The sequence below is a fragment of the Palleronia pontilimi genome (genome assembly GCF_016412875.1).
Taxonomy (GTDB): Bacteria; Pseudomonadota; Alphaproteobacteria; order Rhodobacterales; family Rhodobacteraceae; genus Palleronia; species Palleronia pontilimi.
Window position 1 is genome coordinate 111,497 of sequence record NZ_JAEKPD010000015.1, and the last position, 25,314, is coordinate 136,810.

At 66.5% G+C, this 25,314-nt stretch carries 25 protein-coding genes, 1 tRNA gene and 1 other RNA gene; 20 read left to right on the top strand and 7 right to left on the bottom strand.

The window, feature by feature from the left end; genetic code table 11:
- Positions 1-63: 63 nt before the first annotated feature.
- From ILP92_RS14635 to ILP92_RS14645, 3 genes are all read left to right on the top strand, one after another.
- Positions 64-816 (top strand): cytochrome c biogenesis CcdA family protein, encoded by a 753-nt coding sequence (locus tag ILP92_RS14635; RefSeq protein WP_198917156.1) that lies wholly within the window; start codon positions 64-66, stop codon positions 814-816.
- A 68-nt stretch (positions 817-884) separates the two neighbouring features.
- Positions 885-2,147, top strand: a complete 1,263-nt coding sequence (locus ILP92_RS14640) for a hypothetical protein (protein WP_198917157.1) — start codon at positions 885-887, stop codon at positions 2,145-2,147.
- Positions 2,144-3,505 (top strand): cytochrome P450, encoded by a 1,362-nt coding sequence (locus ILP92_RS14645; protein WP_198917158.1) that lies wholly within the window; start codon positions 2,144-2,146, stop codon positions 3,503-3,505. The genes ILP92_RS14640 and ILP92_RS14645 overlap by 4 nt, the downstream gene beginning before the upstream one ends.
- A gap of 35 nt (positions 3,506-3,540) precedes the next feature.
- Here the strand turns inward: ILP92_RS14645 and ILP92_RS14650 are convergent, their stop codons facing one another.
- The 7 genes from ILP92_RS14650 to ILP92_RS14680 all read right to left on the bottom strand — a co-directional run bounded on the left by ILP92_RS14650 (position 3,541) and on the right by ILP92_RS14680 (position 7,206).
- Positions 3,541-3,765 carry a ribbon-helix-helix domain-containing protein gene (locus tag ILP92_RS14650; protein ID WP_198917159.1) on the bottom strand — a complete coding sequence of 75 codons (225 nt, stop codon included), beginning with the start codon at positions 3,763-3,765 and terminating at the stop codon, positions 3,541-3,543.
- Positions 3,762-3,947, bottom strand: coding sequence for a DUF4169 family protein (locus ILP92_RS14655; protein WP_198917160.1), 186 nt, complete (start codon positions 3,945-3,947; stop codon positions 3,762-3,764). Before ILP92_RS14655 ends, ILP92_RS14650 begins: the two co-directional genes overlap by 4 nt.
- A complete protein-coding gene (gene fumC / locus ILP92_RS14660; protein WP_198917161.1) occupies positions 3,944-5,335 on the bottom strand; it encodes a class II fumarate hydratase in 1,392 nt (463 codons plus the stop codon). The genes ILP92_RS14655 and fumC overlap by 4 nt, the downstream gene beginning before the upstream one ends.
- A gap of 81 nt (positions 5,336-5,416) precedes the next feature.
- Positions 5,417-5,896 carry an SspB family protein gene (locus tag ILP92_RS14665; RefSeq protein WP_198917162.1) on the bottom strand — a complete coding sequence of 160 codons (480 nt, stop codon included), beginning with the start codon at positions 5,894-5,896 and terminating at the stop codon, positions 5,417-5,419.
- 93 nt (positions 5,897-5,989) lie between these two features.
- Positions 5,990-6,415: an ester cyclase gene (locus ILP92_RS14670; RefSeq protein ID WP_198917163.1), complete on the bottom strand. Its 426-nt coding sequence runs from the start codon at positions 6,413-6,415 to the stop codon at positions 5,990-5,992.
- A gap of 86 nt (positions 6,416-6,501) precedes the next feature.
- Positions 6,502-6,852: a transfer-messenger RNA gene (ssrA, locus tag ILP92_RS14675) on the bottom strand.
- A gap of 3 nt (positions 6,853-6,855) precedes the next feature.
- Positions 6,856-7,206 (bottom strand): DUF4345 family protein, encoded by a 351-nt coding sequence (locus tag ILP92_RS14680; RefSeq protein ID WP_198917164.1) that lies wholly within the window; start codon positions 7,204-7,206, stop codon positions 6,856-6,858.
- 136 nt (positions 7,207-7,342) lie between these two features.
- On the opposite strand from ILP92_RS14680, the gene ILP92_RS14685 reads away from it, so the two are divergent.
- The 17 genes from ILP92_RS14685 (at position 7,343) to ILP92_RS14765 (ending at position 25,021) form a co-directional block, all read left to right on the top strand.
- Positions 7,343-8,101: a DUF2182 domain-containing protein gene (locus ILP92_RS14685; protein WP_198917165.1), complete on the top strand. Its 759-nt coding sequence runs from the start codon at positions 7,343-7,345 to the stop codon at positions 8,099-8,101.
- 14 nt (positions 8,102-8,115) lie between these two features.
- Positions 8,116-8,823 (top strand): DUF1326 domain-containing protein, encoded by a 708-nt coding sequence (locus ILP92_RS14690; RefSeq protein ID WP_198917166.1) that lies wholly within the window; start codon positions 8,116-8,118, stop codon positions 8,821-8,823.
- The gene (locus ILP92_RS14695) at positions 8,820-9,323 is read left to right on the top strand and encodes a DinB family protein (protein WP_198917167.1); all 504 of its coding nucleotides are present in this window, start codon (positions 8,820-8,822) and stop codon (positions 9,321-9,323) included. The genes ILP92_RS14690 and ILP92_RS14695 overlap by 4 nt, the downstream gene beginning before the upstream one ends.
- Positions 9,323-10,429, top strand: coding sequence for a dimethylsulfoniopropionate demethylase (locus tag ILP92_RS14700; protein ID WP_198917168.1), 1,107 nt, complete (start codon positions 9,323-9,325; stop codon positions 10,427-10,429). The genes ILP92_RS14695 and ILP92_RS14700 overlap by 1 nt, the downstream gene beginning before the upstream one ends.
- A gap of 11 nt (positions 10,430-10,440) precedes the next feature.
- A complete protein-coding gene (acuI, locus tag ILP92_RS14705; RefSeq protein ID WP_198917169.1) occupies positions 10,441-11,436 on the top strand; it encodes an acryloyl-CoA reductase in 996 nt (331 codons plus the stop codon).
- Positions 11,437-11,606: 170 nt separating this feature from the next.
- Positions 11,607-13,271, top strand: coding sequence for a BCCT family transporter (locus ILP92_RS14710; RefSeq protein ID WP_198917170.1), 1,665 nt, complete (start codon positions 11,607-11,609; stop codon positions 13,269-13,271).
- Between the two features lie 223 nt (positions 13,272-13,494).
- Positions 13,495-15,153, top strand: a complete 1,659-nt coding sequence (locus tag ILP92_RS14715; RefSeq protein WP_198917171.1) for a BCCT family transporter — start codon at positions 13,495-13,497, stop codon at positions 15,151-15,153.
- A 106-nt stretch (positions 15,154-15,259) separates the two neighbouring features.
- The gene (locus ILP92_RS14720) at positions 15,260-16,681 is read left to right on the top strand and encodes a cryptochrome/photolyase family protein (RefSeq protein WP_198917172.1); all 1,422 of its coding nucleotides are present in this window, start codon (positions 15,260-15,262) and stop codon (positions 16,679-16,681) included.
- Between the two features lie 73 nt (positions 16,682-16,754).
- On the top strand, positions 16,755-17,093 hold the full coding sequence (locus ILP92_RS14725) for a hypothetical protein (protein WP_198917173.1): 339 nt from the start codon (positions 16,755-16,757) through the stop codon (positions 17,091-17,093).
- Between the two features lie 86 nt (positions 17,094-17,179).
- Positions 17,180-17,875: a L,D-transpeptidase gene (locus ILP92_RS18740; protein ID WP_198917174.1), complete on the top strand. Its 696-nt coding sequence runs from the start codon at positions 17,180-17,182 to the stop codon at positions 17,873-17,875.
- Positions 17,876-17,975: 100 nt separating this feature from the next.
- The gene (locus tag ILP92_RS14735) at positions 17,976-19,187 is read left to right on the top strand and encodes an SAM-dependent methyltransferase (RefSeq protein ID WP_198917175.1); all 1,212 of its coding nucleotides are present in this window, start codon (positions 17,976-17,978) and stop codon (positions 19,185-19,187) included.
- Positions 19,187-19,633 carry a TrgA family protein gene (locus ILP92_RS14740; RefSeq protein WP_198917176.1) on the top strand — a complete coding sequence of 149 codons (447 nt, stop codon included), beginning with the start codon at positions 19,187-19,189 and terminating at the stop codon, positions 19,631-19,633. Before ILP92_RS14735 ends, ILP92_RS14740 begins: the two co-directional genes overlap by 1 nt.
- On the top strand, positions 19,630-20,745 hold the full coding sequence (locus ILP92_RS14745) for a gamma-glutamylcyclotransferase (RefSeq protein ID WP_198917177.1): 1,116 nt from the start codon (positions 19,630-19,632) through the stop codon (positions 20,743-20,745). The genes ILP92_RS14740 and ILP92_RS14745 overlap by 4 nt, the downstream gene beginning before the upstream one ends.
- Positions 20,746-20,800: 55 nt before the next feature.
- Complete coding sequence (locus tag ILP92_RS14750) at positions 20,801-21,832, top strand: cysteine synthase A (RefSeq protein ID WP_198917178.1); 1,032 nt, start codon at positions 20,801-20,803, stop codon at positions 21,830-21,832.
- Positions 21,832-24,177 (top strand): DUF3772 domain-containing protein, encoded by a 2,346-nt coding sequence (locus tag ILP92_RS14755; RefSeq protein WP_198917179.1) that lies wholly within the window; start codon positions 21,832-21,834, stop codon positions 24,175-24,177. Before ILP92_RS14750 ends, ILP92_RS14755 begins: the two co-directional genes overlap by 1 nt.
- The gene (locus ILP92_RS14760; RefSeq protein ID WP_198917180.1) at positions 24,174-24,884 is read left to right on the top strand and encodes an alanyl-tRNA editing protein; all 711 of its coding nucleotides are present in this window, start codon (positions 24,174-24,176) and stop codon (positions 24,882-24,884) included. The genes ILP92_RS14755 and ILP92_RS14760 overlap by 4 nt, the downstream gene beginning before the upstream one ends.
- 47 nt (positions 24,885-24,931) lie before the next feature.
- Positions 24,932-25,021 (top strand) — tRNA-Ser (locus ILP92_RS14765).
- Positions 25,022-25,314 lie beyond the last annotated feature (293 nt).

Consider the following 25,314-nt stretch of genomic DNA (forward strand, 5'->3'; position numbering starts at 1 on the left):
GTCCACGCGCTTGTGACGCCATGCCGGGTGACGCGGACGGCGTGCTGGGCTAGGTCTGCGGGCATGCACGGATTCGACATCATCGACGCCAGCCTGCTGCCGGCCATGCTGATCGCGCTGACGGCGGGATTGCTGTCGTTCCTCAGCCCATGCGTGCTGCCCATCGTGCCGCCGTACCTGGCCTATATGGGCGGGATATCGGTGACCGAGATGCAGGGCCAGACCAGCGCCCGGCGCCGCGCCATCGTGTCGGCCGTGTTCTTCGTGCTGGGCCTGTCCACGGTGTTCCTGATCCTTGGCTTCACGGCCTCGGCATTCGGTGCCTTTTTCCTGCAATATCAAACGGCTTTCGCCCGTATTTCAGGCGTCGTCGTGGTGGTGTTCGGGCTGCATTTCCTGGGCCTGTTCCGCATCCCGCTCCTGGACCGTGAGGCGCGTCTGGACGCGGGCGACCGCGGCGGCTCGTCGCTGGGCGCCTATATCCTGGGCCTCGCCTTCGCCTTCGGCTGGACCCCCTGCATCGGCCCGCAACTGGGCGCGATCCTGTCCATGGCCGCGTCCGAGGCGAACGTCGCCCGCGGCACGACCCTGCTGGCGGTCTATGCCGCCGGGCTGGGGATCCCCTTCCTGCTGGCCGCCATCTTCATCCAGCGTTCGATGGGCGTGATGAACAGGCTGAAACGGCACATGAAGCTGATCGAGCGCATCATGGGCGCGCTTCTGGTCGTGGTCGGCCTGGCGCTCATCACGGGGGCCTTCACCAACTTCGCCTTCTGGCTGCTCGAAACCTTCCCCGGGCTCGCCCTTCTGGGCTAATCCTGCGCTAAGGCGGCTTATTGTTGCCAAAATCCGGTGCTACCTTCCCCCTCGAAGGAGCTGCCCCCATGTCCGAGTCGCGCAAGGTCAAAACCCGCCGTGTGTTCTACCTGCCGGGCTACGATCCGATCCACCCCCGCCGCTACCGCGAGCTCTACCGCAAGGAAGGGCGCGCGCAGGCAGCACTTCGCGGCTACGAGATCGGGATAAAGCCGCGGCCGGGCAAGCATTCCGGTTGGGACGTGGGCGCCCGGATCGAGGGCGAGACGACGCTGTCCAGCGTCGAGGTGATGGTGTGGTCCGACATCGTGCGCAGCTCCATGTCCGGTGGCATCGCGGCGACCTATGGCCAGCTGGTCAGGACGGCTTGGGTCTATATCACGTCGGGCGCGCTGCGGCGGCTGATGTGGCTGCGTAAGGGTCCGGTCATCGCGGCGCTTTACCCGGTGGGGATGCTGCTCGCGCAATTGCTGATCGCGCTTCTGCTCGGCCGCTTGCTGGCAGTCGCGGTGGCGGGGCTGCTGGACGCCGCCCTTGGGCTGGCGGGCCTTGCCCTTGGTCCGGTGAACGCGCCGCTGCAGATCCTGGTGGGTGCGCTCGTGATGGTCGGGGTGTTGAGGTTCTTCCGCCGGATCGACAACCGGCTATACGCCTATTACCTGATGCACGACTACGCCTATTCCGCCCAGTCGAAAGGGGCCAACCCGCCGCAGCTGGAAGCGCGGATGTCCGAATTCGGCCAAACCATCGCCGCTGCGTTGGCGACGGACGTGGACGAGGTCCTGGTCGTCGGCCATTCTTCCGGCGCGCATCTGGGCGTGTCGATCCTTGCCGACCTGATCCGCAACGGCCAGGTGCCTGCCAACGGGCCCGAGCTGTCGTTCCTGTCGCTCGGCCAGGTGATCCCCATGGTCAGCTTCCTGCCGAAGGCCGATCGCCTGCGCGCCGATCTGCACCTGCTGGCGCAGACCGATCGGCTGGCCTGGGTGGATGTGACCGCGCCCGGGGACGGCTGCGCGTTCGCGCTTTGCGACCCGGTGGCCGTGTCGGGCGTCGCACCCGAGCGGGGCGGGCGCTGGCCGCTGATCCTGTCGGCGGCCTTCACCAAGACGCTGAAGCCCGAGACGTTCGAAGCCCTGCGCTGGCGCTTCTTCCGGCTGCATTTCCAGTATCTTTGCGCCTTCGACAACCTGCCGGACGACCCCGGCGCCTATGATTATTTCGCCGTCACGGCGGGGCCCAGGACGCTGGCCGCGCGGTTCGGGCGCCGCGCGCCGTCGAAATCGCGCATCGACGTCGCGGCGTCGCGGCACACCTCCATGGCGGCATGACGCTGCCACCCAAGCCGCCCGCGCGGCCCGACCGGGTGTCGCTGTGGCGCTACGCCAAGCTCTTCCGCGCCGATATCCTGTCGGCCCAGCCCGCGCGGCTCTATCGCGCCTGGATGGCCGAGTTCCGCACCCCCTTCTTTCGATCCTTCCTGGTCAACGACCCGGCCCTGGTGCGGCTGGTCCTGAAAGAGCGGCCGGCCGATTTCCCCAAGGCCGACCGCGTGAGCGAAGGGCTGCGCCCGCTGCTGGGCCGCTCGATGTTCGTGACCAACGGCGCCGAATGGCAGCGCCAGCGCCGCATCGTGGACCCGGCCTTCGAAGGCGGGCGCCTGCGCGACACCTTTCCCGCCATGCTGGACGCGGCGCGGGCGGCCAGCGCCCGCCTCGCGCCGGGGCGCAGGGATATCGAGCCCGAGACCAGCCATGCCGCCGCCGACGTGATCTTCCGCACGCTGTTCTCGATCCCCATCGAGCACGAAACCGCGCGCGCGGTCTTCGACGAATTCCGCGCCTTCCAGCGCGAACAGCCGCTGATGAACCTGGGGGCCTTCGTCAGGCTGCCTGCCTGGATGCCGCGCTTCCATCGTCGCCGCACCCGCGCCGCGGCCGAGCGCATCCGCGCGCTGATCGCGGCCCTGGTCGACGCGCGGATGCAGCGCATCGCCGACGGCGCGGCTCCGGACGACCTGGCGACGAAGATCATGACCACGCCCGATCCCGCGACGGGGGCGCGCTTCGACCAGGGCGAGATGGTGGATCAGGTGGCGATCTTCTTCCTGGCGGGGCACGAAACCAGCGCGTCGGCGCTGGCCTGGACGCTCTATCTTCTGGCCAGCCACCCGGACTGGCAGGATCGCGTCGCGGACGAGGCGCGGGATTTCATGGCCGACCCGGTTTTCGCCAACCTGTCACGCATGCGCGTCACCCGCGACGTGTTCCGCGAGGCGCTGCGCCTCTATCCTCCGGTGCCGATGATGGTGCGCGAAACCGTGCAGCCCGAGCCATTGCGCGACCGCTGGGCGCGGACCGGCGATCTGGTCGTCCTGAGCCCGTGGCACCTGCATCGCCAGTCCCGGCTCTGGGACGATCCCGACGCGTTCGACCCGGGCCGTTGGCAGACGGAAAACGGCAAAAGCTGCGCGCGCGACGCCTATATCCCCTTCAGCGCGGGTCCCCGGGCCTGCACCGGCGCGGGGTTCGCCATGGCCGAAGGGGTCGTGCTGCTGGCCGCGATCCTGGCCGACTGGCGCGTCGCGCCTGTGGAGGCTCGCGTCCCGCAGCCGCAGGCGCAATTGACGGTCCGATCGCGTAACGGGATCTGGCTCGAGCTCCAGCGCAGATCGTCCGACGCGACCTGATTTCGCCCTTGCCGCACACCGAAGCGCGCTGGCGGCTAGCTTCTTCTGTCCGTGATGCGCTGCAGCACGAACACCCGGATCGCCGAGGCAAGGCCCGTCCCGACCTCGCGCCCGGCGTCGATCTCGGCGGCCAGGTCGTTGATCGGACGCCCCTCGTCGCGGGCGATGTCGCGGAAGGCCATCCAGAAGGCGTCTTCAAGCGACACCGATGTCCGGTGCCCCTTCAGCGTCAGCGAATGTTTCCGCGGCCGTCCGCTCACGTCTCGTCGGTGAACTTGTGTGCGTCCAGAATGCGCCGCGCCTTTTCACAGCGCGCGGCCTGCGCGATGCGCTCGGCCTTGCTGCGCCCGTGTTTCACGGCATTCTCGTCGGCCTGCGCCTTCGCCTTGGCGCGCTCGGCATCCTTGCGCGCGTGGTTCAGGTTGATGGGCGTGTCGCTCATTTCGGGCCGATCATCTGCTCGGGACGCACGACCCGTTCGAACGTCTCTTCGTCCACGAAGCCCAGGGCGATGGCCTCTTGCTTCAGCGTCGTGCCGTTCTTGTGCGCGGTCTTGGCGACCTTGGTGGCGTTGTCGTAGCCGATTTCGGGCGCCAGTGCTGTGACCAGCATCAGCGACTCGCGCATCAGCTTGCCGATCCGGTCCTCGTCGGCGCGGATCCCGGCCACGCAATTGTCGGTGAAGGCCATGCAGGCATCGCCCAGAAGCTGCATGGATTGCAGCACGTTATAGGCCATCATCGGCTTCATCACGTTCAGCTCGAAATGGCCCTGGCTGCCCGCGAAGCCCACGGCGGCGTCGTTGCCCATCACATGCGCACAGACCTGGGTGATCGCCTCGACCTGGGTGGGGTTCACCTTGCCCGGCATGATCGAGCTTCCCGGTTCGTTCTCGGGCAACATCAGCTCACCCAAGCCGCAGCGTGGGCCCGAGCCCAGGAAGCGGATGTCGCAGGCGATCTTGTAGATCGACGCGGCCACGGTCTTCAGCGCGCCGGACAGCTCGACCAGCGTATCGTGGGCGGCCAGAGCCTCGAACTTGTTGGGCGCCGTGACGAAGGGCAGGCCGGTGATCTCGGCCATCCGCGCCGCCACGTCCTCGCCCCAGCCTTTTGGCGTGTTCAGACCCGTGCCCACCGCGGTGCCGCCTTGGGCCAGCTGATAAAGCCGGGGCAGGGTGGCCTTCACCCGCTCAATCCCCATGGCCAGCTGGTGCGCGTAGCCGGAAAACTCCTGGCCCAGCGTTAGGGGCGTCGCGTCCATCGTGTGCGTGCGGCCGATCTTGATGATGCCGTCCCAGTCGCGCGCCTTGGTCTCCAGCGCCGCGTGCAGGTGCTCGAGTCCGGGCAGCAAGACGTCCCGCACGGTCGTGGCGCAGGCGATGTGCATGGCCGTGGGGAAGGTGTCGTTGGACGACTGGCCCATGTTGCAATGGTCGTTCGGGTGCACGGGATCCTTCGAGCCGATCCGGCCGCCCAGGATCTCGATCGCGCGGTTGGCGATGACCTCGTTGGCGTTCATGTTGGACTGGGTGCCCGATCCGGTCTGCCAGACCACCAGCGGAAAGTGATCATCCAACTTGCCTTGCGCCACTTCCGACGCCGCCTGGATGATCGCGTCGGCCTTGGCGGGGTCGAGCTTGCCACGCTCCTTGTTGGCGCCCGCGCAGGCCTGCTTGATGACGCCCAGTGCGCGCACGATGGCGATCGGCTGGCGCTCCCAGCCGATGGGAAAGTTCATCAGCGAACGCTGCGTCTGCGCGCCCCAGTACTTGTCGGCGGGCACTTCGAGCGGGCCGAAGCTGTCGGTTTCGGTTCGGGTCTGGGTCATCGAAAGCTCCTGTCGGGACGGCGTGGCGCAGAGCTACGCGGGAGCGGCGGGCCAGACAAGGGCGAGCATCGGACCCAAGCGCTATTTTCTGAAGGCGTCCAGGCTGACGACATCGGCCTTGGGCTTGCTGTCGGGCTTCGGGTCCGGCTGCGCGTCGTCGTCCAGCGTGATCATCTGGGCGGGCGGCGCGTCGCTGTCATCTTCGCTGTCCTGGGTCTCGAAGCGCAGGCCGAATTCGACCGATGGATCCACGAAGGTGCGGATCGCGTCGTAGGGAATGTACAGCGGCTCGGGACTGTCGCCGAAATTCAGCGTGACCGAAAAACCTTCCTCCGTCACGTCGAGCCCGTCGAACCAGTGCTGCATGACCACGGTCATCTCGCCCGGATAGCGGTCGGACAACCAGTCCGCGATTTCCACGTCCGGGTGCATCGTGTCGAAGGTGATGAAGAAGTGGTGATCGCCCGGCAGGCCGTTGTCTTTCACGTCCTCCAGGACGCGGCGGATCAGGCCGCGCATGGCGGTGTGCATAAGATTGCCGTAATCGATACTGCGCGTCATCTTCGCGTCCCCCGGATCACCTCAACCATAAGGGATTCGCCTCCGATGAAAAGGGGGCGGGCGGCCGGGATCGGCGGGATCTGTCGCGGTCGCCTAGTCGAGCGTCTCGTCGGACAGAATGCGCAGCAGCGCGTCTTCGGGCAAGTGGCCGAGTTGGGTGAAGAATCCGAAAAGATCGAACTGGTTGTGCGCTTCGGCGATCTTGCCGTCGCGAAAGCGCAGCATCGCCTGGCCGGTCAGTGTCAGGGGCTCACCCGTGTCGCGGGCACGGCACTTTGCCCGCACCAGGGCCGACAGCCAATCGTCCTGCTCGACGGTCTTCAGGATCTCCACGTGGATATCTTCGACCAAGCGCGACATGGCCAGCACCATGGCCTGAAAATCCTCGGGTCGGATGGCCATGTCAGGGAAAAGACCGTCCGCTTCCGAATCCGCCAGGAAGAAGTCGCCGATCCGGTCGGTCTCGCCCCGCACCCAGATGGTGGCGTAGAAATCCTTCAGTAAATCCGAATATCCCATGGGAGTCCCCGCCGATCCAGCCGGTCCGCTCCTACGGCAGTCAGCTTGCAGGACCGTTAACGCCGGGGAGAATTCGGAAAAGGGAAAGTGCAGGCTTCTGTTGCCAGGTGCCTGCGAACCCCGCCTTACGCTGCTAGGCGCAAGGACTTAGATTTCGATTCCTCGAACTGCTTACGCAGCCAGAGCAACCGGAGCACGATTGTTGTTGGCAATTGTACTTTTCTGCACCGATATCGGTGGTAGCTCACCGAGACAAAGCAACCCCTTTAGACGTCCGTCGATCCTATTTCGACCCCATGATCCGCCAACACCGGATGTTTGGTGGAGTCGCCGGGTACCGCCCCCGGGTCCGATCCGCTTATTACGAGCGCGTTTATGTCCATAGTCCCTTGCGAGACATTCCGTATATGGCGTGAAACGCGGCGTTTTTCAAGGTCCGATCAGGCCAGGTTGACCCAAAGTCCGACGACGCAGACCACCGCTTCGACCGCGAAGAAGATCACCTTGGACCGCGTCACCCCGTCCAGCACCAGCGACGTGGCGCGACCCACGGCACCGCCGCCCCAGGCAAAGGCGATCATGGCGTAGGCGGCGGGCGTGCCCAGCAGGAACGCGCCCACGCCCAGGCCCACGAACAGCGCCCCCGAAGCCGCGCGCACTTCGCTGATGCCCATGGTCGAGCCCAGGTCCTTGGTGTCCAGCACCTCCATCGTGTAGCGCGGGGCCAGCCAGCCGATGGCGCCGAAGCCGATGCTGAGCAGGACAAGCAGGATATTGATGATGTCGGTCATGGAAAGCCCTCGGGTTGTTCGGGATCAATGGCGGGGCGCGGGATTGGTTGCATCGGGGCGCAGCGTTTGCCGAGATTGCGTTTGACAGCGACGCCTTGGCCGAAGAACGGTGGGCGGGACTGCAAGGGGCCTGCCGATGATCCTACGCCAGCCTTCGGGACTTCTGCGCTCTGGCCTGTGGCTGGGGTTCTTCGGCGTGATCCTTCTGGCCTGGCTGGCGATGTTCGCCATGGCGCGCATGTCGGGACTGGACCTGCTCGGCCGTTCCATCGCGCCCAACGGAATGCCCATGGAGAGCTACGGCGCGCTGGCCGCCATGTGGGGCTTGATGATGGCCGCCATGATGGGGCCGACTCTGGTGCCCACGCTGCGTGCCTATGACGACCTGATCTTGTCGGCGGGCGCGACGCGCGGCGGCTGGCTGGGGGTGCTCGCGGGCTATTTCGCGGTGTGGCTGGTCTTCGCCATGGGGATCGCCGGGGTGCAGACAGCCCTGTTGCGCGCGGGCCTGATCGACGGTCTGGGGATGGCCACGTCCGCCACATTCACGGGCGCGCTGCTGCTCGCCGTCGGCTTGTTCCAGTTCACCCGCACCAAGGAAATCTGCCACGGCGTGTGCCACGCGCCCACGATCCACTTCATCGGCCATTGGCGTCCCGGCGCGCGCGGCGGCCTGCGCATGGGGGCCACGCTGGGGGCCTATTGCGCCGCCTGCTGCTGGGGCATGATGGCGCTGGGCTTCGTGGGCGGCACCATGAGCCTTTTGTGGATGGGCGCCGCGACCCTGTTCATGGTGCTGGAAAAACTGCCGCAGATCGGCCACCGCGTCATCCGCCCCCTGGGCGCCATCCTCATCCTGGCGGGACTGGTCGTCCTGTCCGGCATCCTATTCTGAGACAAGGAGCTTCCATGTCCGACACCCCCGACCGCCCCTCCGACCGGATCCGCGTGCGCGACCGGATCGTGCAGCAGATGGCCAACCCGCTGCGCCGCAAGTCCCAGCCCACCGACTGGCGCATGAAGGGCGAGCTGTTCCTGAACTGCTCGTGCGAGATGTTCTGCCCTTGCGTCATCTCGCTGGGCGCGCACCCGCCCACCGAAGGCCATTGCCACGCCTGGATGGCCATCGCCGTGGACGAGGGCCATTTCGAAGGCGAAAGCCTGGACGGCATCAATATCGGCCTGCTGGTCGACATCCCCGGCCGCATGGCCGAGGGCAACTGGAAGGTCGCCGCCTATATCGACGACCGCGCGTCGCAGAAGGCTTATAACGGGCTGCTGAAGATCCTGTCGGGCGCGGCGGGCGGCACCACGGGCCTGTTCACGCTGCTGGTCTCCGAGATCATCGGCGCCGAGCGCGAAAAGGTCGAGATCACGCGCCAGGGCAACCGCCGGTCGATCACCGTGGGCCGCAAGATCCAAGGCGAGATCGAGATGATCGCGGGCCTGACGCCCGACCACCCGGTGATGGTGTCGAACTCGAAATACTGGATGGGCCCCGACATCATCGCCGCGCGCGGCGTCAAGTCCAAGCTGCGCGATTACGGCCGGGTCTGGGATTTCTCGGGCAAGTCGGCCGAGATCTGCCCCATCGACTGGTCGGGTCCCGGCCGGTGATCACCCCCGCCTATGTCGCGATGATGGCGCGCTACAACGCGTGGCAGAACGGCTGGGTGTTCGCCGCCTGCGACGGGCTGCCCGACGCGGCGCGCAGGCAGGACCGGGGACTGTTCTTCCGCACGATCCACGCCACCCTGTCGCACGTGCTGTGGGGCGACCACATGTGGCTGGCCCGGTTTACCGGCGGCGACATCCCGGCAGTCCCGCAGCGGCAATCCGGCAGCTACGTGGACGACTGGGACTGCCTGAAAGCAGCGCGCTCCGACACCGACGCGGCCCTGTCCACCTGGGCGGCCACGGTCGGGCAGGACTTTCTTGACGCCGATTACAGCTGGTACTCGGGCAGCGCGCAGGCCCGGATCTCGCGCCCCATGGCACAGGTGGTCGCGCATCTCTTCAACCACCAGACCCACCACCGCGGCCAGGTCCACGCCGCACTGACGCAAGCGGGCCATGCCACCCAAGACACCGATCTTTTCTACATGGAGCCCGCCTGATGGCCCAGATCTCCCCCTCGCGCCGCCTGCGCCGCACACCCTTCTCGGACGGGGTCGAGGCCGCGGGTATCAAGGCTTACACCGTTTATAACCACATGCTGCTGCCCACTGTCTTTCGCAGCGTGGTCGAGGATTATCATCACCTGAAACAGGCCGTTCAGGTTTGGGATGTGGCCTGCGAACGCCAGATCGAGATCCGCGGCCCGGACGCGGGACGGCTGATGCAGATGCTCACGCCGCGCGACCTGCGCTCGATGCTGCCCGGCCAATGCGCCTACGTGCCGCTGGTGGACGAAACCGGCGGCATGCTGAACGATCCCGTCGCCCTGAAACTGGCCGAGGATCGCTGGTGGATCTCCATCGCCGACAGCGACCTGCTGTTCTGGGTCAAGGGCATCGTCTATGGCTTCCGGCTGGACGTGCTGGTGGACGAGCCCGACGTGCATCCGCTGGCCGTGCAGGGCCCGAAGGCGGACGAGCTGATGGGCCGCGTCTTCGGCGACCGGGTCAAGGACATCCGTTTCTTCCGCTTCGGCTGGTTCCAGTTCAACGACACCTGGATGGTCGTGGCGCGCTCGGGCTATTCCAAGCAGGGCGGCTTTGAGATCTACGTGGACGGCTGGGACAACGGCATGCCGCTGTGGGACGCCCTGTTCGAGGCCGGGCGCGATCTGGATGTGTACGCGGGCTGTCCTAACTTAATCGAAAGGATCGAGGGCGGATTGCTGAGCTACGGAAACGACATGACGCGCGAGAACACGCCCCACGAATGCGGGCTGGGCCGGTTCTGCAACACGCAGACCGCCATCGGCTGCGTCGGCCGCGACGCGCTGCTGCGCGTGTCGCTGGAAGGCCCGGTGCGCCAGATCCGACCCATCGAGATCGACGCCGACAGCCTGCCGGGCTGCGACCGGATCTGGCGCGTCACGGATCCGCGCGGAAAGCCCGTGGGCGCCGTGACCTCGGCGGCGGTGTCGCCCGATCACGGCTGCGGCGTGGCCATCGGCATGGTGCGCATGACCCATTGGGATCCCGGCACCCAGCTCTTGGTCGAAACACCCGACGGCTCGTTCGACGCGCGCGTGCGCGACACATTCTGGAATTGAGGGAGAGACCCATGTTCAAGGCGCTGCTGGTAGAAAAGGACGACGAGGGCAAGACGCATGCAAGCGTTAAGGAGCTGGAAGACGACCGCCTGCCCGAGGGCGACGTCACGGTGGCGGTCGAGTATTCGACGCTGAACTACAAGGACGGCCTCTGCATCGGGCCGGGCGGCGGGCTGGTGCGCAATTATCCCCACGTGCCCGGTATCGATTTCGCGGGCACGGTCGAAAGCAGCGAGCACGAATGCTACAAGCCCGGCGACAAGGTCGTCCTGACCGGCTGGCGCGTGGGCGAAGCCCATTGGGGCGGCTATGCCCAGAAGGCGCGGGTCAAGGCCGAATGGCTTGTGCCGCTGCCCGAAGGCCTGACCACGAAACAGGCCATGTCGGTGGGCACGGCGGGCTTCACGGCGATGCTGGCCGTGATGGCGCTGGAAGATCACGGGATCGACCCCGACGACGAGCATCCGGTGCTGGTCACCGGCGCGTCGGGGGGCGTGGGCTCGGTCGCCACCGCGATCCTGGCCAATCTCGGCTACGACGTGGCTTGCGTGACCGGGCGGCCGGACAACGCGGATTATCTGATGGGACTGGGCGCAAGCCAGATCGTCGCCCGCGAAGAAGTGGCCGAGACCGTCAAGCGCCCGCTCGAGACCGAGCAATGGCAAGGCTGCGTCGATGCGGTGGGCGGGCCGATGCTGGCGCGGGTGCTGGGCCAGATGGCCTATGGCGGATCGGTCGCCTCGGTGGGGCTTGCCGGTGGCGCGGACCTGCCCGCCAAGGTGATCCCGTTCCTGCTGCGCGGCGTGAACCTGCTGGGCATCGACAGCGTCATGCAGCCCTACGACAACCGGCTGCGCGCCTGGCAGCGCATCGCGTCGGACCTGCCCATGGACAAGCTCGAAGCCATGGTTCACCCCGCCAAGCTGCAGGACCTGCCGCAACTGGGCGCCGATATCCTGAAAGGCCAGGTCAAGGGACGGGTGCTGGTGGACGTCGCGGGCTCGTAATCCGCGGGCCTGTTTTCTGACCATTCCAACGCGGCGGTTTGCGAACTGCCGCGTTTTTGGTATCTTGGCGCGATCTGCTGTTCATCTGGTGCACAATCACCTATGTCGCGGCCTACCCGCGGGGCAGCCAACCCGCGAAGCAAATAAGAATAACGGGAAGGGACACCCACATGAAACCACCATTGACCGAACTTGACATCAAGACTTCCGACAGTGGCTTCTACGAAGGCTTCACCAAGCACGTCACGATCACCGCCAAGGTTCTGATCGGCGCGCTGATCGTCTGGGCCGTGGCCTTCCCCGAGCAGGCGGGCGCGTTCCTGTCCAATATCAACAGCTTCATCCTGGCGTTCTTCAACGTCTGGTACATCTACGCCATCGCCCTGTTCCTGCTGACCTGCCTGATCCTTGCGGCGATCCCGTCCTCGGGCAAGCTGAAGCTGGGGCTCGAGCACGAAAAGCCGGAATTCGGCAATTTCTCTTGGTTTTCCATGATGTTCGGCGCGGGCATCGGCATCGGGATGCTGACCTTCGCCACCGCCGAGCCGCTCTATCACTTCGCCTCGAACCCCTCGACCATCCAGGGGATGACCGACGAAAGCGCGGCCAACAACGTGCGCTCGGCGTATCAGTATTCCTTCCTGCACTGGGGTCTGGGCGCCTGGGGCGCCTATGCGCTGGCGGGCCTGGGACTGGCCTTCTTCAGCTACCGGCGCGGCCTGCCGCTGACCATCCGCTCGTCGCTGACCCCGCTCTTCGGGTCCAGCATGGAAGGCAAGTGGGGCCATGTCGTCGACGTGGTTGCCGTGGTCGCCACCGTGCTGGGCGTGGCCCAGACACTGGGCTTCGGGGTCGAGCAGTTCATCGCCGGGCTCGAACGGATCGGCTTCGGCGGCTGGCTGACCCGCCCCGATGGCGAGGGCGGAACGACCTCGACCACGCTGGGCATCATGTTCGCGCTGATGATCATCATGGGCGCGTCGACCCTGTCGGCCCTGTCGGGCGTCGGCAAGGGCATCAAGTGGCTGTCGAACATCAACATGGGCCTGTCCTTCTTCCTGCTGACCTTCTTCGTCATCTTCGGCTCGACCTTCTTCGGCCTGTCGGCGCTTTTCGTCGGCATCTGGGACTACCTCGTGTCGCTGCCGGCCATGATGTTCACCGTCTGGGACGCCGAGGCCCCCGGAACCGAGGGTGAGCTTGGTGCGTGGCAATCCTCGTGGTCGGTCTTCTACTGGGCCTGGTGGATCGCGTTCGCGCCCTTCGTGGGCCTGTTCCTGGCGCGCATCTCGAAGGGACGCACCATCCGCGAATACGTGCTGGGCGCGCTGATCGTCCCCTCGCTCATGTGCTTCGTGTGGTTCGCGCTGGTCGGCGGCACCGCCATCGACCTGGAGCTGAACGGCAATGCCGGGGGCGCCATCACCGGCGCGGGGCAGGAGGACCAGCTGTTCGCCATGCTGGCCGTCATGCTGCAACCGACGCTGGCGTGGATCTTCTCGGTGATCGTGGTGGTGCTGCTGCTGACCTACCTGGTCACGTCGGCGGACTCGGCCGTGCTGATCATCAACACGATCAACGCGGCGGGCGACGAAGGCCCGAAAGCGCGTCCCCACATCATCTTCTGGGGGGCCGCGCTGGCGCTTGTCGTGGGCTCGCTGCTGATCGGCGGCGGCCTGTCGGCGGTGCAGACCGCGATGGTCATCGGCGCGCTGCCGTTCTCGGCGGTGATGGTGCTGATGTGCTTTGCGCTCTTCAAGGCGATCTGGCGCGACCACCGGCGCCAGAAGCAGGGCATCCCCGTGGTCTACGAGACCGCGACGCCCGCCGAATAGGCCACCCAGCCATACTGCAAACCGTCCATCGCGACCCCAGCCGGGTCGCGATGGCATTTCATTGTGACTTGTCCCGGTCTCGACCAAGGGTCTAGGCTGGGGGCACGCGCAAGGAACAAGGAACAAGGTGGCGCGCGATCCGGTTGCGTTGCCATATCCCGCCCGCGCCGATTGGCTGTCCGTGACCGACAGGCGCGCGCAAACCTGCAAGGGAGCAGACGCCATGACAGACACTTCCCACGATTCCCCGGAAGGGATCCCGACCCCGGAAGGTCAGGTCAACCAGATCGAGACCGATTACGAGATCGGTCAGGACAACATCACGACGCAGATCGGACCGTTCGGCCTGGACATCCACAACCCGGTCTTCGCGATCTCGGGCCTGTCGGTCGTCATTTTCGTGATCTACGCGCTGCTGCTGCCCGAGCAGGCGTCGACCTTCTTCACCTGGCTGCGACCGGCGATCACCGACACGTTCGACTGGTTCTTCCTGTCCGCGGCCAACGTCCTGGTGATCTTCTGCCTCGTGCTGATCTGCACGCCCTACGGCAAGGTCCGCCTTGGCGGCAGCGAAGCGACACCCGATTTCACCTACCTGGGCTGGTTCGCGATGCTCTTCGCCGCCGGCATGGGCATCGGGCTGATGTTCTTCGGCGTGCTCGAGCCGGTCTATCACATGGCGGTGTCGCAACCGCTGGGCACCGCGGTTCCGTTCGACGAGAACGGCAATGTCATCCCCGGCGCGGTCGACGAGGCCCGCAACATGGGCATGGCCGCGACGATCCTGCACTGGGGCCTGCATCCGTGGGCCATGTACGCGGTCATGGCGCTGGCGCTGGCGCTCTTCAGCTATAACAAGGGCCTGCCCCTGACCGTCCGCTCGGCTTTCTACCCGCTGCTGGGCGACCGGGTCTGGGGTTGGTGGGGCCACGTCATCGACATCCTGGCCGTCTTCGCCACGCTGTTCGGCCTGGCCACCAGCCTTGGCTTCGGCGCCGAGCAGGCGGCATCGGGGCTGGAATACGTCTACGGCGTTCCCAACACCTCGACCACGCAGGTCCTGCTGATCACAGCGATCACCGCGGTGGCGCTCTACTCGGTGATGCGCGGCCTCGACGGGGGCGTGAAAGTCCTGTCCGAGATCAACATGGGCCTAGCGACGCTGCTGCTGATCTTCGTCTTCATCGTGGGGCCGAGCCTGGCGATCCTGGCCACCTTCCTGTCGGGCATGGTGACCTACATCACCGAGCTTCCGGCCCTGTCGAACCCGATCGGGCGCGAAGACGACAGCTACCGCCAGGGCTGGACATCGTTCTACTGGGCGTGGTGGATCAGCTGGTCGCCCTTCGTCGGCATGTTCATCGCCCGCGTCAGCCGCGGCCGCACCGTGCGCGAGTTCATCACCTGCGTGCTCATCATCCCCTCGATGGTCTGCGTGCTGTGGATGGCCGTCTTCGGCGGCACCGCGATCGAGCAGGTGCTGGCCAACCCCGACGCCTCGGCCGTGAAGGCGCAGGTCATCGACAGCTACAACCCGCCGTTGTCGCTGTTCGCCATGCTGGGCGAGCTGCCACTGGCCACGATCACCTCGACCCTAGGGATCGTGCTGGTCATCGTGTTCTTCGTGACCTCGTCGGATAGTGGATCGCTGGTGATCGACACGATCACGGCGGGCGGCAAGACCGACGCCCCGACGCCGCAGCGCGTGTTCTGGTGCGTGTTCGAAGGGCTGGTGGCCGTCGTGCTGCTCATCGGCGGCGGGCTTGGCGCCTTGCAGGCGATGGTGCTGACGACGGGCTTCCCGTTCGCCATCGTGCTGCTGCTGCTGTGCGTGTGCATCGTGAAGGGGCTGCGCAGCGAAAAGGCCACGCTGGACAAGTAGGGCCTTCCGCGCTCCGTAAACGACGTGGAAACGCCGGGCCGTGCGCTCGGCGTTTCCCTTTCGGCGGCCCGGTCTAGCTTGTGAGGCCCCGACAGACGAGGATTCCATGCCAGACGACCGCCCCATTCTTCTGTGGTTCCGCCGCGACCTGCGGCTCAGCGACCACCCCGCGCTGGACCGGGCCGCATCCTCGGGGCGCCCGGTGATCCCGGTGTTCATCCACGACGAGGTGGTCGAAGGCTACAAGGCCGCTCCGAAATGGCGGCTCGGCCTCGGGGTCGGGCATTTCGCGGACCGGCTGGCGGGGATCGGCTCGCGCCTGATCCTGCGCCGGGGCGAGGCGCTGGGCGTGCTTCAGCAGCTGATCGAGGACACGGGCGCCGCGACGGTCTGGTGGACGCGCGCCTACGATCCGGCCTCGATCCGCCGCGACGAAGAGGTGAAATCGACGCTGACGGGGCAGGGGATCGAGGCGGCCAGCATCCCCGGACACCTGCTGTTTGAGCCCTGGACGGTCGAGACCAAGCAGGGCGGCTTCTACAAGGTCTATACCCCCTACATGCGCGCCGTGTGGGACCGTGACGTGGCCCCCACGCTAACCGCGCCCTCGGAACTGCGCGCCCCCGCGCAGTGGCCGGACAGCGACACGCTGGACGATTGGCGCATGGGGGCTGCCATGGACCGCGGCGCTGATATCGTGCGCGCATTCGTCAACGTGGGCGAAGAGGCCGCGCAGACCCGCCTGGCCGGTTTCGCCCGCAATGACATCGCCGATTACGACGACGCGCGCGATATACCCGGCCAAGACGGCACCTCGAACCTAAGCGAAAACCTGACCTACGGCGAAATTTCCGTGCGCGCCTGCTACCACGCCGGGATGCGCGCGCTGGATGACGGCAAGCCGGGGGCGCGGACCTGGGTGCAGGAGCTGATCTGGCGCGAATTCGCCTATCACCTGCTCTTTCACACCCCGCGCCTGGTCTCGGACAACTGGCGCGAAGACTGGGACGCCTTCCCCTGGAACGAGGACGAGCGCCTGGCCGAGGTCAAGGCCTGGAAACAGGGCCGGACCGGCATCCGCTTCGTCGACGCGGCCATGCGCGAGATGTATGTGACCGGCCGGATGCACAACCGCGCCCGGATGATCGTCGCCAGCTACCTGACCAAGCACCTGATGTGCCACTGGAAGATCGGGATGCACTGGTTCGAGGAATGCCTGATCGACTGGGATCCGGCCAGCAACGCCATGGGCTGGCAATGGTCGGCCGGTTCCGGCCCCGACGCGACGCCCTACTTCCGGGTCTTCAATCCCGTCAGCCAGCTCGACAAGTTCGACAAGGACCGTGCCTACGTGAACCGCTGGATCGCGGAAGGGCAGGACGATCCCCACCCGGACGCGCTGAAATATTTCGACGCCATCCCGCGCCATTGGCACATGTCGCCCGACGACGACTACCCCGAGCCCATCGTCAGCCACGAAGACGGGCGCGAACGGGCACTTGCGACCTACAAGAACCGCGATTTCTAGGGGGTTCCTCACGACCGCGTGTGCAGGGCACGGTTCGGTGGACATTTCCCGTCCGCCGGGCAAAGTCTGGGGCATGACGGTGATCCGCACCCTGTTGATGCTGTGCCTGGTGGCGCTGATCCTGCCCTGGGGCGCCTATGCCCGCGCGGCGCAGACCGGCCCGTCGGTGTCGGTGCCCGAGGTCGCGACTCCGCTCATGCGCGCCTTGGGTCCGCGGGATCAGGCGACGGACGCCGCGCGCGCCTGCCGCGGAAAGGCAATCATCGGGTCGCCCTGCGGCCCCGACCTGGCCTTGATGCCCGCTGCCGTAGCACCACGCGCGCCCGCTCTGCGCAGCGCCCATCGCGTCGACACTGGAATGGCGCAGCACCCGCGCATCGCCCATCCGGTCTGGGATCCCCCGAAACGCTGACCCCTGGCGCGACCCGGGCCCCACACGCAGGTCCAGGGCCGCGCGCCGAACAGCGATCCCGTATCCCCCAACATCAAGGTCTTCCCATGATCTCCCGACGTCTTTTGCTGGCCTCCGCCGGCGCCGCCACCCTGTCCGCCTGCGCGCGGCCCGCTCCCGTCACCCGCAACGCGGTGCCCGCCATCGCGCCGCCCCCACCGGTCCCGCCCGCCTATGGCGCGCTCTACGACGAGCCCTTTCCGGTGCCCGCCATCCCGCCCGGCGTGGTCGACCCCAAGCTGTTCCGACAGGACACCGCGTCGCCGCGCCCCGAGATGGCGCCGGGCTCGATTCTGGTGGATCCCGACGCGGCGTTCCTGTGGTTGATGCGCGAGGGCGGGCGCGCGCTGCGCTACGGCGTCAGCGTCGGCGCGCAGGGCTTCGGCTGGTCGGGCGAGGCGGTGATGCAGTACAAGCGCAAGTGGCCCCGCTGGACGCCCCCCGACGAAATGGTCGCCCGCCAGCCGCAATACGAGCCCTATTCCATCGCCAATGGCGGCATGGATGGCGGCCCCGGCAACCCGCTGGGCGCGCGGGCGCATTACCTGTTCCAGGACGGACGGGACACGCTCTATCGCATCCACGGCGCCTGCGAGCCGCAATACCTGGGCAAGGCGGTGTCCTCGGGCTGCATCCGAATGCTCGACCAGGATGCCATCGACCTCTACGAGCGGATCGAGAATGGCGTGCAGGTCGTGGTCCTGCCGTCGCTGAAAACCGACCGGCTGAGCACGCTCTATTAGGCCCCGGACGGCGGAATTGCCGCAACGTCAGCGACAACTTTTGCGGTGGCACAGCGTGGCTTGCATCAGTAGCCTCGCTTTCGGGATCAAGGGATGAGACATGACGGCACTTACCTCGACGGACAGGCAAACCGACCTGCCGCGCTATTTCCACCAGGCATTCGCCATGGCCTCGAACCTGCAGAACGGGCGGCTCGATTTCGTGCTGCCCGACGGACGGCGGTTCCGGGTGGAAGGCCCCAATCCCGGACCCGTGGCCGAGCTGGACATCCACAACCCCGACCTCTTCGCGCGACTGATCCGCGAGGGCGATCTGGGCTTTTGTGACGCCTATCTCGACGGCTGGTGGTCGACGCCCGACCTGCAGGCCTTCATGGACCTGATCCACCAGGACAACGACGACGTCTATGACGGCTTCCCCGGCCAGGTCTTCATCCGCGCCTACGAGCGGCTGCGCTTCTGGCTGCAGTCCAATTCGAAACGCCAGGCGAAGAAGAACATCAGCTACCACTACGACCTGGGCAACGATTTCTACGCGCTATGGCTCGACGACACGATGACCTATTCCTCGGCCCTGTTCGAGACGGGACAGGAAAGCCTGGAGGCCGCGCAGACCGCCAAATATGCCTCGATGGTGGACCAGATGGGCGCCGAGCCCGGCGATCACGTGCTGGAAATCGGCTGCGGCTGGGGCGGCTTCGCCGAATACGCCGCCGCCCAGCGGGGCCTTCGCGTCACCTGCCTGACCATCAGCCGCGAACAGCACGACTACGCCGTGGACCGGATCGCGAAGGCCGGCCTTTCGGACAAGGTCGAGATCAAGCTGCAGGATTACCGCGACGAGCGGGGGCAATATGACGGCATCGCCTCGATCGAAATGTTCGAAGCCGTGGGCGAGAAATACTGGCCGGTCTATTTCGAATCCGTGCGCGATCGCCTGCGCCCCGGCAAGACGGCCACCCTGCAGATCATCACCGTCGCCGACCGGCGATGGGACGTGTACAAGCGTGGCCCCGACTTCATCCAGAAATACATCTTTCCCGGCGGAATGCTGCCCTGTCCGCGCGTCCTGCGCCAGCACATCACCGATGCGGGCCTGTCGGTCGCGCGCCATATCGAGTTCGGCGACAGCTACAGCCAGACCCTGCGCCGCTGGTACGACACCTTCAACGCCCGCTGGGACGAGGCCGCGAAAATGGGCTTCGACGCGCGCTTCCGGCGGATGTGGAATTTCTATCTCACCTCTTGCGCGGCGACGTTTCGCAGCGGTAACTGCGATGTGACCCAGATCACGATCCAGAAGCCCGCCTGATGTATCCCACCGCTGCCAAACTGATCGCGTCGCTGTCCTTCGCGGCGCTGGCCTGGTACGCCAGCCAGCTTGTCGTCCCGAACCTGCCCGAAGGCATGTCGGAAGGCATCATGCCCGAGATCAATGCCCTGGTGGGCCTCGTGCTGGGCTGGCGCATCACCGGGCGGCGGGCCGGGGATGGCTTCGTCAACGCCATCGGCATCGGTCTGACCACGGGGGCCGCCATCGTGCTCTGCAGCCTGCTGATCTGGGCCGGCCACGAGATGCTGCAACGCTCGATCAACGTGCGCTATGACGGGCCTATAGAGGGCATCGAGGACATGATCGTCCTGTTCCTGCGCTACGCGACCTTCATGTATCCCGGGCCGTGCCTGAGCACGCTGGCCATCGGCTCGATCCTGGCGGGCCTGCTGGCCGAAGCGACCGCGAAACGCTACGGGAAATGACCAAGCTCTTCCTGTTCGGCACCCTGCTGGACGACGATCTGCGCGCGCTGGTGGCAGGGTGTGACGCCCCCGCGCGCCCCGCCATCTTGCCCGGTCACAATGTCTTCCGCGCCGCGGGGGCCGACTTCCCGGCGCTGAAACCCGATCCGGGCGGACAGGCCCATGGCCTGGTGTTCGAGTTCGACCCCGACGCTATGGCGCGGCTGGATTACTACGAAGCGGGCTTCGGCTTTCGCCCCGCGCGCCTGCGCGTCGAGCTGGACGGGGCGGCGACCGAAGCCGTCGTCTATCGCCCCATGTCGGGGGCCGAGGCGTCGGATGATCCCTGGTCGCTGGCCGACTGGCAGGCGAAGCGGGCCCCGCTGACCCGCGTCGCGGCCACCGAGGCCATGGGCTATTTCGGCCGGATCGACGGCGCCACCCTGCGCGCCCGCCTGCCGATGATCTTCGTGCGCGCCGAGGCGCGCCTGCGCGCGCAGGCCAATCCCGGCCCCCGGACCCTGCGCACCGACACCCATCGCGACCGCGTCCAGGTCATCGACGATCGCCGCCCCTACACGAATTTCTTCCGCTGCGACGAAACCGATCTGCGTCATCCGCGCTTCGCGGGGGGCCTGTCCGAGACGGTCACCCGCGCGGGCTTCGTCATGGGCGATGCCGTCACCGTGCTGCCCTACGATCCCCGGCGCGACCGCGTGATGCTGATCGAGCAGTTCCGCTTCGGGCCCTTCGCGCGCGGCGATCTTTATCCCTGGTGCCTCGAGCCCATCGCGGGCCGCATCGATCCGGGCGAGACGCCCGAGACCGCCGCCCGCCGCGAGGCCCGCGAAGAGGCGGATCTGGAGCTGGGCGATCTTCTGTTCATCGCCAGCCATTACCCCAGCCCCGGCGCCGTCAGCGATTACCTTTATAACTACCTGGGCCTGTGCGATCTGCCCGATACGGCCGGTGGTCTGGGCGGCAACGCGGACGAACACGAAGACATCCGCGCCCATGTCATCCCCTTCGCGCGCCTGATGGAGCTGGTGGAGTCCGGCGAAGTCGACCAGGGGCCGCTGGTGCTCAGCGCCTTGTGGCTGGATCGTGAAAGATCAAGGCGTCGCTTTGCTTGATGTGGCCGTGGCGCAGGTCTAGCTAGTAGCGCATGCAAACAGGGGAGCTTGCCCAATGACCATCCACAGCGATCTGGCCGCCGCCGTCGGCAACACGCCCCTGATCCGGCTGCGCGGCCCGTCCGAGGCGACGGGCTGCGACATCCTGGGCAAGGCCGAGTTCATGAATCCCGGCCAGTCCGTGAAGGATCGCGCGGCGCTCTTCATCATCCGCGACGCGCTGGAAAAAGGTCTGCTCGAGCCCGGCGGCACCATCGTCGAGGGCACCGCGGGCAATACCGGGATCGGGCTGTCGTTGGTGGGCGCATCGCTGGGCTTCAAGTCGGTGATCGTCATCCCCGAGACCCAGAGCGAGGAAAAGAAGGACATGCTGCGGATCGCGGGCGCTGAGCTCGTGCAGGTCCCGGCCGTGCCCTACAAGAACGACAACAACTACGTGAAATATTCCGGCCGCCTGGCCGAGCGCTTGGCGCAATCCGAAGAGCACGGCGCGATCTGGGCCAACCAGTTCGACAACGTCGCCAACCGTCAGGCCCATATCGAAACCACCGGCCCCGAGATCTGGGAACAGACCGGCGGCAAGGTCGACGGTTTCATCTGCGCAGTGGGCTCGGGCGGGACGCTGGCGGGCGTGGCGCAGGTGCTGCAGCCCAAGGGCGTGAAGATCGGGCTGGCCGACCCCGAAGGCGCAGGGCTCTACAAGATCTATACCGGCAAGGAAAATCCCGGCGACTCGATCTCGGAAGGGATCGGGCAGGGGCGCATCACCGCAAACCTCGAAGGGTTCACGCCGGATTTCTGCTACCGCATCCCCGACGCCGCTGCGCTGCCGGTCGTCTTCGACCTGCTCCAGCACGAAGGGCTGTGCATGGGCGGCTCTACGGGCGTGAACGTGGCGGGCGCCATGCGCCTGGCGCGCGAGCTTGGTCCGGGCCACACCATCGTGACCATCCTGTGCGACTACGGCACGCGCTATCAGTCGAAGATCTACAACCCGGAATTCCTGGACGAAAAGGGACTTCCGGTGCCCGAATGGCTGCGCAAGGGCAACGAACGGATGCTGCCTTCGGTTTTCGTGGACGCCTGATGACCCGCCTTATCAATGTTCTTGCAGCGGTCCTGCTGCTTCTGTCGGTGACGGCGCTGCCCATCGCGGCCCAGGACGTGGCCGCCCCGGATTACGACGCCTGGACCGAGCTCACGACCGAGGTCGAGGATGCGATCGATGCGGAGTCCAGCGCGGACCGCCTGGAAGACCTGCGCGCAGAAGTCGCCGCCCGCCGCGAAACGTTCCTGGCCGCCCAGGACATCAACGCCAACCGCATCGCCACCGTCGAAAGCCAGCTCGAGGCGCTGGGCCCCGAACCGGCCGAGGGCGAAGCCCCCGAAGCCGCCGACGTGGCCGAGCGTCGCGAGCAGTTGAACTCGGAACTCTCCGATCTGCGCGCGCCGGTCATGGCCGCCGAGGAAGCGTTCACCCTGGCCAACGGGCTGATAACCCAGATCGACCGCACCATACGCGAACGCTATGCCCAGCAGCTTCTGGCGCGCGAGCCATCGCCGGTGAACCCGATCTACTGGCTCGGGGCCGTCGATTTCCTGGTCGAGGCGTGGGATGAGATCTCGCAACCCGTCGTCGCAAGCTGGCAGGACGACGACCTGCGCGCGCGGGCCATCGACCGGCTGGCGGCCGTGGTGCCGCTGTCGATCATCTCGCTTCTGCTCATCTTCCGCAGCCGCTGGTGGATCCGGCTCTTCGCGGGCTGGGTGGTGTCGCAATCCAAGCGCGGCCGCGGCGTGCTGTTCTTCATGCTGTCGCTGGGACAGATCCTGTTCCCGACCCTGGGCGTCTTCCTCATGGCCCGCGCGGCGCAGCTCACGGGCCTCTTCGAAGGTGCCGCGATGGACGTGCTGATCGCGGCCCCGTTCGTGGCGATGCCGATCTTCATCGTGAAGTGGCTGTCCAACGTGCTCTTCGGGATCGAAGAGACGGCGCATCCCTTCTGGCGCGGCGACGACGTGCCCCTGAAACCGCTCAGGCGCGTCACCGTCGCCATCGGCTACATCGTGGCGGCGCTGTTCGCGATCGAGCTTCTGTCCGAGATCACCGACCGCACCGATGTCCCCGTCGACGTCGTCCGCTTCCTGCCGCGGCTACTGCTGGGCTACCTGCTGGTGCGCTTGGGCCGAATTCTCATGCGGATGGGCACCCCCTCGGGCGAAGGCGACACGCGCAAGGTGGGCAGCGCGATGCTGCGCCTGCTGGGGCGGCTGTCGGTCGTGGCCGGTTGCCTGGGGGTTGTTCTGGCCGCCATCGGCTATTCCAACGCGACCCAGGCGGTGCTGATCCCGGCCGCCATGACGCTGGGTGTGACGGCGGTGCTGGGCCTGCTGCAAAAGCTGGTCTCGGACCTCTACGCGCTGGTGACCGGCACCCCCGAGGGCGAGACCGAGGCGCTGGCGCCGCTGCTCATCGGTTTCATGCTGGCGCTGGGCGCGTTGCCGGTCTACGCGCTGATCTGGGGCGCGCGGGTGGCCGACCTGACCGAGGTCTGGTCGCGGTTCCGCGCGGGCTTTGCCATCGGCGACACCCGCATTTCGCCCACCGATTTCCTGTCCTTCCTGCTGATCTTCGCGCTGGGCTACGGGTTGACCCGCTTCTTGCAGGGCGCGCTGCGCAACACCGTTCTGCCCAAGACCAAGCTCGACGTGGGCGGGCGCAACGCAGTCGTGTCGGGCGTCGGCTATGTCGGTATCTTCCTGGCCGCGCTCATCGCCATCACCGGGGTCGGGATCGACCTGACATCGCTGGCCGTCGTCGCGGGTGCCTTGTCGGTCGGCATCGGTTTTGGCCTGCAGAACGTGGTGTCGAACTTCGTGTCGGGCATCATCCTGCTGATCGAGCGGCCGATCTCCGAAGGCGACATGATCCAGGTGGGCGACCAGCTGGGATACGTGCGCGACATCTCCGTGCGCTCGACCCGGATCGAGACCTTCGACCGTACCGACGTGATCGTTCCCAATGCCGACCTGGTGTCGAACTCGGTGGTCAACTGGACCCGCGGCAACAGCGTGGGCCGTGTCATCGTGCCGGTCGGCGTGGCCTACGGCACCGATACCGAATGGGTGTCGACGATCCTGCGCGAGATCGCGGAAGAGCATCCCATGGTCGTCCTCAGCCCGCCGCCGGCGATCCTGTTCCGCGCTTTCGGGGCGTCGTCGCTGGACTTCGAGATCCGCGCCATTATCCGCGACGTGAATTTCGTGGTCCATGTCCAAAGCGAGCTGCTGCACGCCATCGACAAACGGTTCAAGGCCGAAGGCATCGAGATCCCGTTCCCGCAACAGGACCTGTGGCTGCGCAACCCCGAGACGCTTCCGGGCGCCCCGAAACCGGGGGCCATTCCGGACGCTCCGAAAGAAGCCTCGTGACCGAGTTTCTGTACCTGGACGATCCGTATCTGCGCACAGCTCCTGGCGACGTGATCGCGGCGGGCGACGGATGGGTGCGGGTCGATCCGTGCCTGTTCTACCCGACCGGCGGCGGGCAGCCCGGAGATTCGGGAACCCTGCTCTGGGACGGCGGATCGGCCGGTGTGCGCGTTTGCGAACACGGTGACGGGGGCGTGGTGCTGCGCCTGTCCGATGGTGCGCGCCCGTCGGTGGGTCAACGCATCACGCAGGCCATCGACTGGGACCGGCGCTGGGGGCATATGCGCATCCACACCGCGCTGCACCTGCTGTCGGTCGTGATCCCGCTGCCGGTCACGGGCGGCTCGATCTCGGCCGCGAAGGGACGGCTGGACTTCGACATGCCCACCCCGCCCGAAGACAAGCAGGCGCTGTCCGACGCGCTGGCCGACCTGGTCGCGCGCGATCTGCCCGTCACCACCGACTGGATCACCGACGCTGAGCTGGACGCCAACCCCGGGCTCGTGAAGACCCTGCGCGTGCAGCCCCCTCGCGGGTCGGGCCGTGTGCGGCTGGTGCGGATCGGGCAGGGCGACGCGCAGGTCGACCTGCAGCCCTGCGGCGGCACCCACGTGGCGCGCACGGGCGAGATCGGTGCGGTGCGCCTGGGCAAGATCGAGAAGAAGGGTGGCCAGAATCGCCGCGTTTATTTGCACCTGGATCCCTGACGCGCCGCTTGCATCGCCCCCCCGTTTCGCGCTACCCGCACGCTCACGGAGCGGTGGCCGAGTGGTCGAAGGCGCACGCCTGGAAAGTGTGTAGGCGGGAAACCGTCTCCAGGGTTCGAATCCCTGTCGCTCCGCCACTTGCGAACAAAAGTGGGCACCGCCGCAGACAGCCTGCTATGGTCGCTGACGACTTGCCTCACTCGATTTTTCTGACCGCATATTCGGATCTCCTTGGCATCGATGCTGATGTTGTCGATGACAGCACGCAGATGCCCTTGGCGCGACTGAGTATCACCAGTTGTCAGTTTTTTCCGCATGAGATCTATGAAGCCGGAAATTTTTTCGATGGTCACTTTATCTTCCGGGGCAAGTTCAGCACGCGAAGTTTTCGCCGCCTTCTCTGCGATGTCGCGCTGGGTCCTTAGGTCGT